Annotated in this window: 14 protein-coding genes; 4 read left to right on the forward strand and 10 right to left on the reverse strand. The window is 33.2% G+C overall.

Annotated features, from left to right (window positions below):
• Positions 1 to 44 precede the first annotated feature (44 nt).
• Entirely contained in the window at positions 45 to 854 is an 810-nt protein-coding gene (locus AC1RRQ_RS18515; RefSeq protein ID WP_493024498.1) for an endonuclease/exonuclease/phosphatase family protein, read from the forward strand.
• Here AC1RRQ_RS18515 and AC1RRQ_RS18520 read toward each other — a convergent pair whose 3' ends face one another.
• The 10 genes from AC1RRQ_RS18520 to tgt all read right to left on the reverse strand — a co-directional run bounded on the left by AC1RRQ_RS18520 (position 855) and on the right by tgt (position 11,154).
• A complete protein-coding gene (locus tag AC1RRQ_RS18520) occupies positions 855 to 2,114 on the reverse strand; it encodes an asparagine synthetase B (protein ID WP_493024499.1) in 1,260 nt (419 codons plus the stop codon). It abuts the gene before it with no gap.
• A gap of 340 nt (positions 2,115 to 2,454) precedes the next feature.
• Complete coding sequence (locus AC1RRQ_RS18525; protein ID WP_493024500.1) at positions 2,455 to 3,120, reverse strand: response regulator; 666 nt, start codon at positions 3,118 to 3,120, stop codon at positions 2,455 to 2,457.
• Between the two features lie 111 nt (positions 3,121 to 3,231).
• Positions 3,232 to 4,023: a sensor histidine kinase gene (locus AC1RRQ_RS18530; protein ID WP_493024501.1), complete on the reverse strand. Its 792-nt coding sequence runs from the start codon at positions 4,021 to 4,023 to the stop codon at positions 3,232 to 3,234.
• Positions 4,024 to 4,042: 19 nt separating this feature from the next.
• Positions 4,043 to 4,678: a hypothetical protein gene (locus tag AC1RRQ_RS18535; protein WP_493024502.1), complete on the reverse strand. Its 636-nt coding sequence runs from the start codon at positions 4,676 to 4,678 to the stop codon at positions 4,043 to 4,045.
• A gap of 22 nt (positions 4,679 to 4,700) precedes the next feature.
• Entirely contained in the window at positions 4,701 to 5,063 is a 363-nt protein-coding gene (locus AC1RRQ_RS18540; protein ID WP_493024503.1) for a hypothetical protein, read from the reverse strand.
• 179 nt (positions 5,064 to 5,242) lie between these two features.
• Positions 5,243 to 6,787 carry a replicative DNA helicase gene (gene dnaB / locus AC1RRQ_RS18545; RefSeq protein ID WP_493024504.1) on the reverse strand — a complete coding sequence of 515 codons (1,545 nt, stop codon included), beginning with the start codon at positions 6,785 to 6,787 and terminating at the stop codon, positions 5,243 to 5,245.
• A 140-nt stretch (positions 6,788 to 6,927) separates the two neighbouring features.
• Complete coding sequence (locus AC1RRQ_RS18550) at positions 6,928 to 7,881, reverse strand: acetyl-CoA carboxylase carboxyltransferase subunit alpha (RefSeq protein WP_493024505.1); 954 nt, start codon at positions 7,879 to 7,881, stop codon at positions 6,928 to 6,930.
• 112 nt (positions 7,882 to 7,993) lie between these two features.
• Complete coding sequence (locus AC1RRQ_RS18555; protein WP_071634922.1) at positions 7,994 to 8,881, reverse strand: DMT family transporter; 888 nt, start codon at positions 8,879 to 8,881, stop codon at positions 7,994 to 7,996.
• A complete protein-coding gene (locus tag AC1RRQ_RS18560) occupies positions 8,868 to 9,956 on the reverse strand; it encodes an LptF/LptG family permease (protein WP_493024506.1) in 1,089 nt (362 codons plus the stop codon). The genes AC1RRQ_RS18555 and AC1RRQ_RS18560 overlap by 14 nt, the downstream gene beginning before the upstream one ends.
• A gap of 67 nt (positions 9,957 to 10,023) precedes the next feature.
• Positions 10,024 to 11,154: a tRNA guanosine(34) transglycosylase Tgt gene (gene tgt / locus AC1RRQ_RS18565; protein ID WP_493024507.1), complete on the reverse strand. Its 1,131-nt coding sequence runs from the start codon at positions 11,152 to 11,154 to the stop codon at positions 10,024 to 10,026.
• A gap of 447 nt (positions 11,155 to 11,601) precedes the next feature.
• Between tgt and AC1RRQ_RS18570 the strand changes: the two genes are divergently transcribed.
• The 3 genes from AC1RRQ_RS18570 to AC1RRQ_RS18580 all read left to right on the forward strand — a co-directional run bounded on the left by AC1RRQ_RS18570 (position 11,602) and on the right by AC1RRQ_RS18580 (position 13,996).
• Complete coding sequence (locus AC1RRQ_RS18570; protein ID WP_493024508.1) at positions 11,602 to 12,462, forward strand: polysaccharide deacetylase family protein; 861 nt, start codon at positions 11,602 to 11,604, stop codon at positions 12,460 to 12,462.
• Between the two features lie 124 nt (positions 12,463 to 12,586).
• Positions 12,587 to 12,886: a hypothetical protein gene (locus AC1RRQ_RS18575; RefSeq protein ID WP_493024509.1), complete on the forward strand. Its 300-nt coding sequence runs from the start codon at positions 12,587 to 12,589 to the stop codon at positions 12,884 to 12,886.
• A gap of 261 nt (positions 12,887 to 13,147) precedes the next feature.
• Positions 13,148 to 13,996: a transketolase gene (locus AC1RRQ_RS18580; RefSeq protein WP_493024510.1), complete on the forward strand. Its 849-nt coding sequence runs from the start codon at positions 13,148 to 13,150 to the stop codon at positions 13,994 to 13,996.
• Positions 13,997 to 14,040 lie beyond the last annotated feature (44 nt).

A 14,040-nucleotide genomic window follows, 5' to 3' on the forward strand; every position in this document is an offset into this window, starting at 1 on the left:
GAAAATAAAAATCTATATTCTTATATTTGGATTTTTAAAAATTAATGAAAAATAGTACATTTTACCTTCTTCTATTTCTTTTAACTTCATTCCAAGCATTTTCTCAAACCAAGTTTATTTCATGGAATATAGAAAACTTTGGAAAATCAAAATCTCAAACTAGTTTACTTTCTATTGCCAAAACAATACAAGACTATGATATTGCAGCAATACAAGAAGTTGTTGCCGGTTATGGCGGTGCACAAGCTGTTGCCAAACTGGCCTCAATATTAAACGAAAAAGGAACTAAATGGGATTACATAATAAGTAATCCTACGAGCGGAACGAGTTATAAAAAAGAGCGTTATGCTTTTCTCTGGAAAACAAGCAAAGTAAAATTAAAGAGCGATCCCTGGCTTGAAAAAAAATACCATCTCGAAATAGACCGCGAGCCTTACTTTGCAACATTCGAAATAAACAAAAAAAGCATTACTATTGTTAATTTCCATGCTATAACAAAAAGTAAACAACCTGAAACAGAGATTAAATATTTCAAATTTTTACCTCAGGAATATCCCAATCTAAATTTAATGTTTACCGGCGACTTTAATTGTCCGGAATCACACACCGTTTTTAATCCATTAAAAAAAATGGGGTATGTTTCACTTTTGCAAAAACAAAAAACGACTTTAAAACATAAATGTAAAGCAGGAAATTGTCTGGCATCTGAATTTGACAATATCTTTTACAAATCAAATACATTAAAACACATCGATTCAGGAACCGTTTTATTCTACGAAAATTACGATTCGCTTGAAGAGGCCAGAAAAATATCAGACCATATTCCTATTTGGTTTGAATTTTCGTTGAATTAATTACGTTTTAAGTTTCTTCTTTTTTGCCGCAGGAAATAAAACATTGTTTAAAATTAATCGGTAACCCGGAGAATTTGGGTGTAAATCTAAAACGGTTGGAGGATCTCCTACCTGATGTTGGTAATCTTCGGGATCGTGACCACCGAAAAAAGTAAACATTCCTTTTCCTTTTTCGCCGTGAATGTATCTTGCTTCGCCATTAATTTCACAAGTTCCCATAACTAGAACATTCGATTTTACTAAGGTTTCATTAAAAGAAGTTGTCTGTCCCATGAATCCTTTTACCAATTGTGTATGATTTTGGCATAACATACTCGGAATTGGATCCCACTTTGCAGAAAATTCCATCAAGGTAAAATAGTCTTTTTCCATTGGAACTCTTCTTTTTCCAGTCATGTCAATATCCGAAAACTCATAAACTTCAGGTCTTCGTTCTAAAATGAAGTCTTTAAAAGCAAAAGAATTTCCATAATTTAATTTGGCCTGATAATTCGATTCGCTTGGATCTCCGTCAAACATTGTTTCACAAATATCAACCCCATCAGCGGCTAATGCAATATCAAAACTATCTGTGGCAGAACACATCGCAAACATAAAACCGCCGCCAATAACAAAATCTCTTATTTTTTTTGCAACAGCTCCTTTTTCCTGCGAAACTTTAGAATAACCAAGTTTAGCTGCCAGTGCTTCTGAATCTCTTTTTTGATCAATGTACCAAGGTGTATTTTTGTATGCTGCATAAAATTTTCCGTATTGTCCGGTAAAATCTTCATGATGCAGGTGCAGCCAATCATAAAGTAATAATTGATCACTTAAAACTTCTTCGTCGTAAATTGGAGTAAATGGAATTTCGGCATAAGTTAAAACCAAAGTCACGGCATCATCCCACGGCTGTTTTCCTTTTGGAGTATAAACCGCAATTTTTGGTGCTTTTTCAAGAATAACAGATTCCATATTTTGTGATGGACTCGAAATATCATTTAATATTGAAGCTTCTTCACTATCAGAAAGCACTTCGAAACTAACACCTCGTATTTTGCATTCTTTTCGAATTTCTTCTGCATCCGGCAATAAAAAGGAACCTCCGCGATAATTTAAAAGCCAGCTGGCTTTATAATCCCTACTTAGGCACCAATATGTTATTCCATAAGCTTTTAAATGATTTTGCTGCGTAGTTTCGTCCATTGGAAGTAAAATAAACGAAGCCTTCATTTGCAGCGAAAGCATCAATAAAAAAATACAAACTAAACCTTTCTTCATTAGAAAATTATTTTAGTAAAGATAATGAGGAACGTTTTAAAAACATAACCAATCCCGAGGTTTTGCAGTTAAAAGCTGCGTTAAAGTTCTACATCGGAAAAATTAACCAGAACGCTCGCAAAAACAGGTAAAAACACCTATTTCTTAAAAACTTTTTCTAACTACATTTGAAATCCTAATCATCAAACTAATCTGATGTAAAAAAAACCACCATGAAGTTTAATGAAAGTAATAACCAGCCCAGAGGGTTGAATATAATGCAAAAAATTGGTCTTTGTGTACTTGTAGTAACAATAATCGCCTATTACGTTTTATCAATTCAGTTTCTAACAAGTTAAAGTTATAATGTTAAAACAGCTATTTCATTTTGAATCGCATATACCACCAAACCCGCAATATTTCTAGATTCTGTTTTTAGAAGCAAATTATTGCGGTGTCCTTCGACAGTTCGTGGACTTAAAAAAAGATGTTCGGCAATTTCTGAAGTTGTTTTTTGCAGGCAAATTAACTGCAGAATCTCAATTTCTCTAGGCGAAAGAAAACTGGTTTCTAAATTTCCTTTAGAATTTTTTGAAGATACAATAGTTTCCTGAACCGTTTTTAAGACACTTTCGCTGTAATAGAAACCTTTTTTGTTGACTTCATTAATTGTTTTGATTAAATCTTTTGGAGTGGTATTTTTAATTAAATAAGCAACGGCGCCAACCTGAATCATATTAGCGATAAAAGATTTTGAATCGTAACTCGTAAGTGCAATAATTTTTATTTCAGGAAAAGATTTTCGGATAATTTTTGTTGCTTCAACTCCATTTAAAACTGGCATTTTAAGATCCATGATAATAATATCAGGCTTAACTTCGTTTTCAAGTAGTTTATTGACTAACTCTTCGCCGTTTGATGCTTCAAAAATAATTTCAATATTATCTTCTCGCTGCAATAAAAAAGCTATTCCTTTTCGAAATAGAACTTCGTCGTCGACTAAAGCAATTTTAATAATGGCATTCATTTCATTTATTTTTGGTCGTTTGGTATGCCGAAAATACAAAATTCTGAATCACAAAAAGCGAAATAACCCTACATTATTGGTATTTACATCAATTTATTTTTGCTTTTTAACTTAAAAAGTAAAAATTACTTCTACTCCTTTATTTATTTCCGATTCAAAACTGATTGTTCCATCTAAGAAAGAAATACGGCTGTTGATATTTTTCATCCCTAATCCGCGGTAATTTTCAAAATCTTCACTGTCAAATCCTACTCCATTATCTTTATATACGCAAGTATTTATACCTTGATTGTTTTTAAAATTTATCCAAATTTGATCAGATTTTCCGTGACGAAGCGAATTATTCATTAGTTCTTGCAAAACTCTAAAAACATGTAAATGACGATCAATCTCATTATCCTTAAAATTGATTTCATTTTTATAATGCGTTTTAACAGATTTGCTGCTTTCAAATTCTTCGCATAATTCTTCTATACCCGCATGAAGACCAAATTTTTCAAAAACTGGAGGTAATAAATTGTGTGCAATTTTTCTGGAATTCTCTAAAGCTTTGGCTGTTAGATTGATAATATTATCTGTAATCTCTATCGTCTCTTCTGCTGTTAAATTTGGTGCCGAAAGCAAATGTGTATTTAATGAAACAATATTAAGCTTAGAGCTTATATCGTCATGCAGATCTTGTGCAATACGTTTACGCTCTTCTTCCTGCATGTGCACAATAGCATGCAATTGTTCTTTTTGATATTGTAATACTAAATCTTTCTTTTCAAGTTCTTTTTGAATGATCTTCTTTCTAGAGAAATAGAAAAATATTATCAATACAACTGAAACAATTATAAAGAAAAGTGAAATATATAATATTATAGCAACGAGTTCTTTTTCTGGAATTGAGTGAGTGTTCATAACAAATAATTACAAATAGTTATTTAGTTAAGGTGCTTTTTGAGGAAAAACTTTTTATCCAATCGTATAAAATAAAAAACTGATAACAAACAACTAAACAATTGTTTAGCTGCCAGGTAAGATATTTAAGATTATCACTAAGTCCTAAAGAAAGATTTCCAATTAAATACAACACGGTACTTGCCAATAAATAAAAAACAAGACCAACACTTGTATAGTAATACGTTTTACTTTCTGTAAGCATATTATAAAAATGAAACAAAGCAAAAATTACTATTAATAAATTGGTTAAGGTAATTGCAAATAAATTAAACTTAGTAAACTGACTTGAATCTATACCAAATTGTATTGCCAAAACCAGTAAAGCTGCTGCTAAGCTGATTTTTATAAATATCTTTTGACTTTTTACCTGCGTTAACGAATTGTAAAAGATACCCAGCAGTATCATTTGCCCTATAAAAAATATATTGACCACGACTAAATTAGTCATTCCAAGATGATACATCAGCTCCATGGTAAACTGCATAGCAAAGCAAAATGCCAAATAAGAGACAAAAAAAACATTAGCTTTTCCCTTTCGGAAAAAGCTATATGAATAGACAATTAAGTTTATTAATAAAACGAAATAAGTCGAGTATATTAAAAAATCATTCATTTTTTACATACTTTTCATTTAATTAATATGGCGGGCTAGGACGTATTCCATCATAAACTACATCACCACCTTCTACATTATCTGCAGATTTAGCAAATACAGAGCCTTCTTGTCCGTAAACATCTACATATTTACCCGTTTTTTCATCTAGTTTTGCTCCAACAAAAAGTAAAGTTCTTAACTTTTCGTCGTTAATCCCAATATAGGCGCGAACAACTTCGGTTTCAAGTTCTAATACTTTTTCTAAAGTTTTTCTTGGAATTAAATAAGAGGTTACTTTTGTTTTTGGATTTTCGGGGGTGTTATCTTCCTGAAATCTTTTTTTCCATTCTTGGGCTATATCCAATGGAATTTGAACAGCTTCTGGAAAGTCTTTTTCGCTCATAGTTTTTTAAGAATTAAAAATTAGTCAATTTGTTTATGGTCTCGCTAAACTACCGAAATAATTCTAAATAAGGAATATTATTACATCAAATAATGAGTATAAATAGGTAAGTATTGAACAAAAAAAAGTCTTTGCGAGAACATACTTACAAAGACTTTTTACTAAAATTTTTATATCTTTTAAAACGGAACATCGCTGTCGTCGTCGTCGTCATTTAAATTACTTCCGAAGGCCTCATTTGCCGAAGGCAGATTATGGGTAATGAATGGATTATCGTCATGATTCATTTTTGACGGCAAATCATCATAACCGCCCGTAAATTCGTCAAGATTATCAAATTTTCCTAAGTGTCCTAAAAACTTCAAACGAATGTTTTCGATACCACCATTACGGTGCTTGGCTATCATAATTTCAGCCTGACCAGCAGTTGGTGAAGCCTCTTCATCATCCCATTCCTCAATTTTGTAATATTCTGGTCGGTATAAAAACGAAACGATATCAGCATCCTGCTCAATCGCTCCAGATTCACGAAGATCCGAAAGAAGCGGACGTTTACTCGATCCACGCGTTTCTACAGCACGCGACAACTGAGACAGTGCAATAACCGGAACGTTAAGTTCTTTTGCCAAAGCTTTTAAGTTTCGGGAAATTGTCGAAATTTCCTGCTCACGATTTCCTCCCCCTTTATTATTTCCTCCGGCAGTCATCAACTGCAAATAATCAATAATGATAATTTTAATACCATGCTGCGATGCTAAACGACGGCATTTTGCTCTTAAATCGAAAATAGAAAGTGAAGGTGTATCATCAATAAACAAAGGCGCTTTCTCTAAATCTTTTACTTTAGTACTCAACATAGTCCATTCATGAGCCTCTAATTTACCAGTACGCAATTTTTCTGATGACAATCCTGTCTCAGAAGAAATAAGCCTCGTAATTAACTGTACAGATGCCATCTCCAGAGAGAATAACGCTACTCCATGCCCATATTGTATAGCAATATTTCTTGCCATAGAAAGTACAAATGCCGTTTTTCCCATCGCAGGTCTTGCCGCGATAATAATTAAATCACTTGGCTGCCATCCAGACGTAAGCTTATCCAGATTATGAAACCCAGTTTCTACACCACTTAATCCTTCTTTTTTAGAAATCTCTTCAATTTTCTTTTTAGCTTGTAAAACTAAACTTTGTGCAGTTTCAGAACTGCGTTTGATATTTCCTTGAGTTACTTCGTATAATTTAGATTCCGCTTTATCCAATAAATCAAAAACGTCTGCACTTTCATCATACGATTCTTCAATAATTTCTGAAGAAATTCTAATCAAACTTCTTTGAATAAATTTTTGAAGGATGATACGTGAGTGAAATTCGATATGCGCCGAAGAAGCAATTTTTTGAGTAAGCTGAATCAAATAAAAATCTCCGCCTGCTAAATCTAACTTTCCGTTTTTCTTTAACTGAGTCGAAACTGTTAAGATATCAATTGGCTGCGTTTCGGTAAAAAGCTGTAAAATCGCTTCAAAAATATGTTTGTGTGCGTCTTTATAAAAAGCATCAGGCTGTAAAATATCAATTACATCATCTACCCCTTTTTTATCAATCATCATCGCACCAAGCACAGCCTCCTCCAAATCAAGAGCTTGCGGAGGGAGTTTTCCTTTTTCTAGATTAATAATCGTAGTTTTATCTACCTTTACAGGGTTTACATTCTTGAAATTTTCCATATAGCGAAAGTAACAAAATTTAAAAAAAAATTGCTATCGAGTTATAACTATTAAATGTTTATAAATAATCTTGATTTGTTCATAACCAAAAAAAAATCCGAAACCGCAGGGCTTCGGATTTTTAATCATAATATATGAATTTACTCTTTATACTCACCCATATTGCTGTATTTGTCCATTCTTTGGGCAATAAGCTCGGCTGTTGATAAGTCTTTCAATTCGTTATATCCTTTGGTAATGTATTCTGCTACTGTTTTAAAAGTAGTTTCGCGGTCGTAGTGTGCTCCGCCAAGTGGTTCAGGAATTACATCATCAACTAATTTTTGTTTTTTCATGTCAGACGAAGTCAATTTTAAAGCATCGGCAGCACGTTCTTTGTACTCCCAGCTTTTCCATAAAATAGACGAACATGATTCTGGAGAAATTACAGAATACCACGTATTCTCTAACATATAAACTTTATCTCCAACACCTATTCCTAATGCTCCTCCAGAAGCACCTTCACCTACAATAATAGTGATAATTGGCACTTGTAAACGAACCATTTCGAAAATGTTTCTTGCAATAGCTTCACCTTGTCCTCTTTCTTCGGCTTCAAGACCTGGATATGCACCCGGAGTATCTACTAAAGTTAAAACCGGAATTCCAAACTTCTCTGCCATTTTCATCAAACGCAAAGCTTTACGGTATCCTTCTGGATTTGCCATACCAAAATTACGGTATTGACGTGTTTTTGTATTAAAACCTTTTTGCTGACCCACGATCATAAACGACTGTCCGTTTATTTTTCCAAGACCACCAACCATTGCTTTATCATCTTTAAAACCTCTGTCTCCATGAAGTTCTAGAAATGTATCACCGCAAATTGCTCTGATATAATCTAAAGTATAAGGTCTATTAGGGTGTCTTGACAATTGTACACGCTGCCAAGCTGTAAGGTTTTTATATATTTCTTTCTTAGTTTGTTCTAATTTCTTGTTGATTTCTTTACAAGTTGGCGTAACATCAACGTCAGATTCTTTTCCAATTATAACACACTTTTCTAACTGTTCTTCAAGTTCTTTTATTGGAAGCTCAAAATCTAAATATTCCATGGATTTTTGAATTTTGTTTTTAAATCGAACGGCAAATATAAAAATATTATACTATTCGTGTTATTATTTCGTGTTTAAAATGCAAAAATGTAATTTAAAAATAAGGTAAATATTACACTTTTTCTTTATTCTTATAATGTTTAAAAACACCATTTAATATAACTGTAATAACAATTATGATGGCGCCAATGTAAAATTCCGTACTCATTTTTTCTTTTCCGCCCAATATAAAATAAGCTAAAAGAATACCGTAAACCGGCTCTAAATTAGTGGTTAACATCACGGTATAAGGTGTTAATCGCTGCATTACTTTTACAGATGCGGTAAAGGCATACGCTGTACAAACAGATGCTAAAACCAATAGCAAAATCCAGTTATTTAAAGACATCACAAAAAAGTCAGCATTAAATTTTCCTATAACTAAAAAATAAATTGAAATAAAGAAAACTCCTGCGCCAAATTCGTAGAATGTAATAACCGATGGTTCATGATCTGATATTAATTTTCCATTCATCAAAGTAAATAAAACACCCAGAATGATCGAGATTAAAGCATAATAAACGCCTGTAAGGTATTTTATTTCAACCTGTAATATCAATCCTAATCCGGCTATAATAATTAATCCGAAGAAAACCTCGTACCACAACACCTTTCTTCCGTAAAAAAGAGGTTCTAATAACGAAGCAAAAAAGGCTCCAAGAGAAAAAATAGATAATGTTATCGAAACGTTGGACACATGAATCGCCTTAAAGAAGAAAATCCAATGCAGGGCAATTAACAATCCAACGAAAATTAATTTTGCAAAAGATTGTGCCGATATTTTAAAAGACTGCTTTTTATAAACGATAAAACCGCCAAGAAAAAGTCCCGCAATTAACATTCTATACCACACTAAATTTTCGGCATCAATTGTAATAAGAGCACCAAGAATAGCCGTAAAACCCCAGATAAAAACAATTAAATGAAGATTTAGGTAACTTTTTAAATTATCGTTTCGCATTACGTAATAAGTAAACTGCCAGAACTCCAAAAACCATATTTGGGAACCAAACAGCTAATAAGGGTGAAAAAGTAGATTTTTCGGCAAGAGTACCAAAAATTTTATCAAAGAATACAAATGAAAACGCAATCGCAATTCCAATTGCCAGGTTCATCCCCATACCACCGCGACGTTTCATTGAGGAAACCGACACTGCAATAATAGTAAGAATAAAAGCCGAAACCGGTACACTGTATTTTTTATAAAGTACTACCAAATAAGTATTGATGTTTCCTGAACCTCTTTTTCTTTCCTTTTCGATAAAATCGTATAATTTGCCTAAAGGCAGTGTTTCGGCGATATAAACAACCGGAGTTAAATCAGCAAGTTCAAATTTAAAATTTACATTTTTCTCCGGAACTTTCTCAATAACATCGTTTAATTCCCCAAGTGTTCTTTTAGTATAATCGTATAAAATGTAAATTTTCTTTTTAGGATCCCATTTTATACGGCTTGCTGTAATTTTATAGGTCAATTTTTCCTTCTCAAAATGCTCCAGCGTAAAATTAAATGCCGTTTTAGACTCTTCATTAAAACTATTTACAAAGATAAAATCGTGATCGTTAATCTGTCTGTAAACATTAGTGTTTTCACCACGCATGAGTTCCTTTCCGTTACCTTTTAAATAAGTATATCTAAAATTATTGAAACCTTCACTAGCGGCCGGAACAATAAAGAATCCCATTAAAAGCACAAAAACCGAAACGATTGTTGCTCCAATAATATAAGGTCTCAAAAAGCGTGTAAAAGAAATTCCTGAACTTAAAATCGCAATAATCTCAGTATTATTTGCCAATTTTGAAGTAAACCAAATTACCGATAAAAACAAAAATATCGGAAACAATGAGTTTGCAAAATAAACCGTAAAATTGTAATAATAGAGCGCAATTGCAGTAAACGGAATCTTGTTTTCCAGCATTTTATTTACTTTTTCTGAGACATCAATTACAATTCCAATTGGAATAAATAACAAGATCATCACCGAAAAAGTGGCTAAATATCTTTTTAAAATATACTTATCTATTATCGTCAGCATAGTAAAGTTTAATCGTTTATCTGTTTAATCGTTTAACCGAATAAACGATTAAACAAATCAACATATTTTAAAGTCTTTGGCTCATATTTTTAACCATCATTTCTTTCCATGGTCTAAAATCGCCTGCTAAGATATGTTTTCTAGCTTCACGAACCAACCACATATAGAAACCAAGATTATGAATTGTAGCAATTTGTTTTCCTAAATATTCGTTAGCAGCAAACAAGTGGCGTAAATAAGCTTTTGTATATTCTGTATCAACAAAAGTATGTCCCATTTCGTCGATTGGAGAAAAATCAGCTTCCCACTTTTTGTTCTTAATATTGATTGTTCCGTTTGCTGTAAACAACATACCGTTTCTTGCATTACGTGTTGGCATAACACAGTCAAACATATCAATTCCTAACGCAATATTTTCTAATATATTTATAGGAGTTCCAACTCCCATTAAATAACGAGGTTTGTCTTCTGGAAGAATTTCGCAGACAACTTCAGTCATAGCATACATTTCTTCGGCAGGTTCTCCTACTGACAATCCGCCAATAGCATTTCCCTGCTGCCCTGCATTTGCAATATATTCAGCCGATTGTTGACGCAGATCTTTATAAGTACTTCCCTGAACAATTGGGAAAAAAGTCTGCTCGTAACCGTATTTATAAGGTACTTTTTCCAAATGATTAATACATCTGTCTAACCAGCGATGTGTCATGTGCATAGAACGCTGTGCATAACGGTAATCGCAAGGATACGGCGTACACTCATCAAAAGCCATAATAATATCAGCACCAATAGTACGCTGAATTTCCATTACATTTTCTGGAGTAAAAAAGTGGTAAGAACCGTCAATATGCGATTTAAACTTTACCCCTTCTTCTTTAATTTTTCGATTACTCGAAAGAGAATATACCTGATAACCGCCAGAATCTGTCAAAATATTACGATCCCAGTTCATGAATTTATGCAATCCTCCTGCTTTTTCAAGAATTTCTGTCTGCGGACGCAAATACAAATGATACGTATTTCCAAGAATAATATCCGGATTAATATCGTCTTTCAATTCACGCTGATGTACTCCTTTTACAGAAGCCACTGTTCCAACAGGCATAAAAATAGGCGTTTCAATCACGCCATGATCAGTAGTTATACTTCCCGCTCTTGCTTTAGACTGCGGATCTTTTTGTAATAAATCAAACTTCATCTGTTTCTTTTTTCAGTCGGCAAAGATAAGCTAATTTCAGGGAAATTTAATCAATTAGAAAATTTGTCAATTATAAAATGAGATAATGATTATCATTAATCCAAAAGTTTAGTTTTTGGAATTTGAATTTGGAATTTCAAAAATTGGCATTTAATATTTTGGGCGTTCCCTCCGGTCGGGCTATCCGCTGCAAGTCCTCGCACTTCCTTCGTCAGGCTGTGGGCTTTTCACTTCTATCCCTAACGCAAAAAAGACGTGACGGTTCCAAGAGAAATTTTTAAATTTGAATAAACATTAAAATCCTTTCTTCCTTTAAATAAGGAAAAGACTCTACAGTGTCAGGCTGAGCGAAGTCGAAGCCTCTCACAGAAAAGCTATCAAATAAAAAAATAAAATCCGTTTAATTCCGCGAAAATCCGCGTCCCATTAAACTCAATCAAAATAAAAATGAACTTAGCTCAAAAACTTGGATATCCGGAAAACACCAAATTATTAATGATTCATGCCGACGATGCCGGATTATCTCACTCAGAAAATCAGGCCACTATAAAAGCGCTTCAAAACGGATCTGTAAACTCCTATAGTATAATGGTGCCGTGTCCATGGTTTTTTGAAATGGCTGAATTTGCCAAAAATAATCCAAATTATGATTGCGGTGTCCACCTAACGCTGACTTGCGAATGGGAAAATTACAAATTTGGTCCTATTCTTCCTGTTTCCGAAGTTTCAAGTTTAGTCGATCAAAATGGTTATTTCTACAAAACACGAAAAGATTTTAGAGAGCATGCAAAACTTTCTGAAATCAAAAAAGAACTAACCGCTCAGATTGAAAGAGCATTACAATTCGGAATCCAGCCAACCCATCTCGACTCCCACATGTGCAGTGTCGGAGTGACTTCGGAAATTTTAGAAATTTATAAAGAACTCGGAAGAACTTATAATCTTCCTGTTTTCATCAATAAAGATTTTGTAGAATCGGTTAGTTTATCCGATGAAAAATATAACTTCGAAAACACACTTTTAGCTGATAATCTTTTAATTGGATATTACAACGACTTTGTAAAGGGAGAACTTAAAAAATCATACGAAAAAGCTTTAGATAAAGTCACACCTGGATTCAACGTTTTCCTCCTTCATCCCGCTTTTGATGATTTTGAAATGCAGGGCATCACGGTTAATCATCCAAATTTTGGCTCAGCATGGCGCCAAATCGACTTTGATTTTTTTACAAGTCCGGAATGCAAAGCAAAACTAGAAGAAAACAAAATTCAATTAGTTACATGGAAAGAGATTTCGGCAATTAAATAATTCATCAATTAGAAAATGAGATAATTCTTTTTTATGTAAATACTGTAATATCCTGATTTTAAAAATATAAGAACTGAACGAATAGATTTCATAACTTTATAAGAACATTTTAAATTTAAAAATCATGATAAATTCAGAAGATAAAAATCCGGCAAAAGAAAATGAGATAGAAAGAAATCTGGAAAACTTAAATTATCCGGCAAGCGAAGATATTTACAATCAGGAAGACAAATTAGAAGACATTAATCCGGAAGAAATTTCTACAGATAAAACCATCAGCCAAGATAATCACGAATGGAAACAAAATAGCGATAAACTAGGAAATGACTTGGATGTTCCCGGATCAGAACTCGATGACGAACAAGAAGATATAGGATCAGAAGACGAAGAAAATAATTTCTACAGTGAAAGCGATACCAAGTAATTATTATAAGTAATCTATCAATATAATCGCTTATTTTTTTAGCCACAGATTTCACAGATTAAAGTGATTTTTAAAATCTTACTAATCTGTGAAATCTGTGGCTAAACTTTTTATGTACGAGAAAGAAGATTTAAAACTTTTCTCTAAATCAGTAAAAAAAGAGCTATAATTTAACAATTGTGGCAAACTAAAGCAGAAAATCATTTGTCTCCCCACAAAATATCCGTTACTTTTGCTTCAGTTTAAAATTTTACATATAAAATGAAGCCTAACACACAACAATTAAGCGATTTAACGATCCAAGTAAGAAGAGACATTCTTAGAATGGTACATGCTGTCAACTCAGGTCACCCAGGTGGTTCATTAGGTTGTACTGAATTTTTAGTAACACTATATCAAAATATAATGGACCGCAAAGAAGGTTTTGATATGGACGGAATTGGAGAAGATTTATTCTTCCTTTCAAACGGACACATCTCTCCAGTCTTTTACAGCGTTTTAGCACGCAGCGGGTATTTTCCAGTTTCAGAACTTGCCACTTTTAGATTATTAGACTCTCGTTTACAAGGGCACCCAACAACCCATGAAGGTTTACCTGGAGTTCGTATTGCTTCTGGTTCATTAGGACAAGGTTTATCTGTAGCTCTTGGTGCAGCTCAGGCTAAAAAATTAAATGGTGACAATCATATCATTTATTCTTTACACGGAGACGGTGAATTACAAGAAGGTCAAAACTGGGAAGCAATTATGTATGCTTCTGCTAAAAAAGTAGACAACATTATTTCGACTATCGACCTTAACGGAAAACAAATTGACGGTACAACGGATGAAGTTTTACCAATGGGAAGCATTCGTGCTAAATTTGAAGCTTTTGACTGGGACGTTCTTGAAATTAAAGAAGGAAACAACATCGATGCTATCATCGCTGGTTTAAATGATGCTAAATCAAGAACAGGAAAAGGAAAACCAGTTTGTATTTTATTACACACTGAAATGGGTAATGGTGTTGATTTTATGATGCATACACATGCTTGGCATGGTAAAGCACCAAACAACGATCAGTTAGCAAGTGCTTTAGCTCAAAACATCTCAACTTTAGCGGATTATTAAAAAGCTTTAAGCAGTAAGCACTAAGCTTTAAGCCTATTGCCTAC

The sequence above is a fragment of the Flavobacterium sp. GW821-FHT12A05 genome (genome assembly GCF_058807735.1).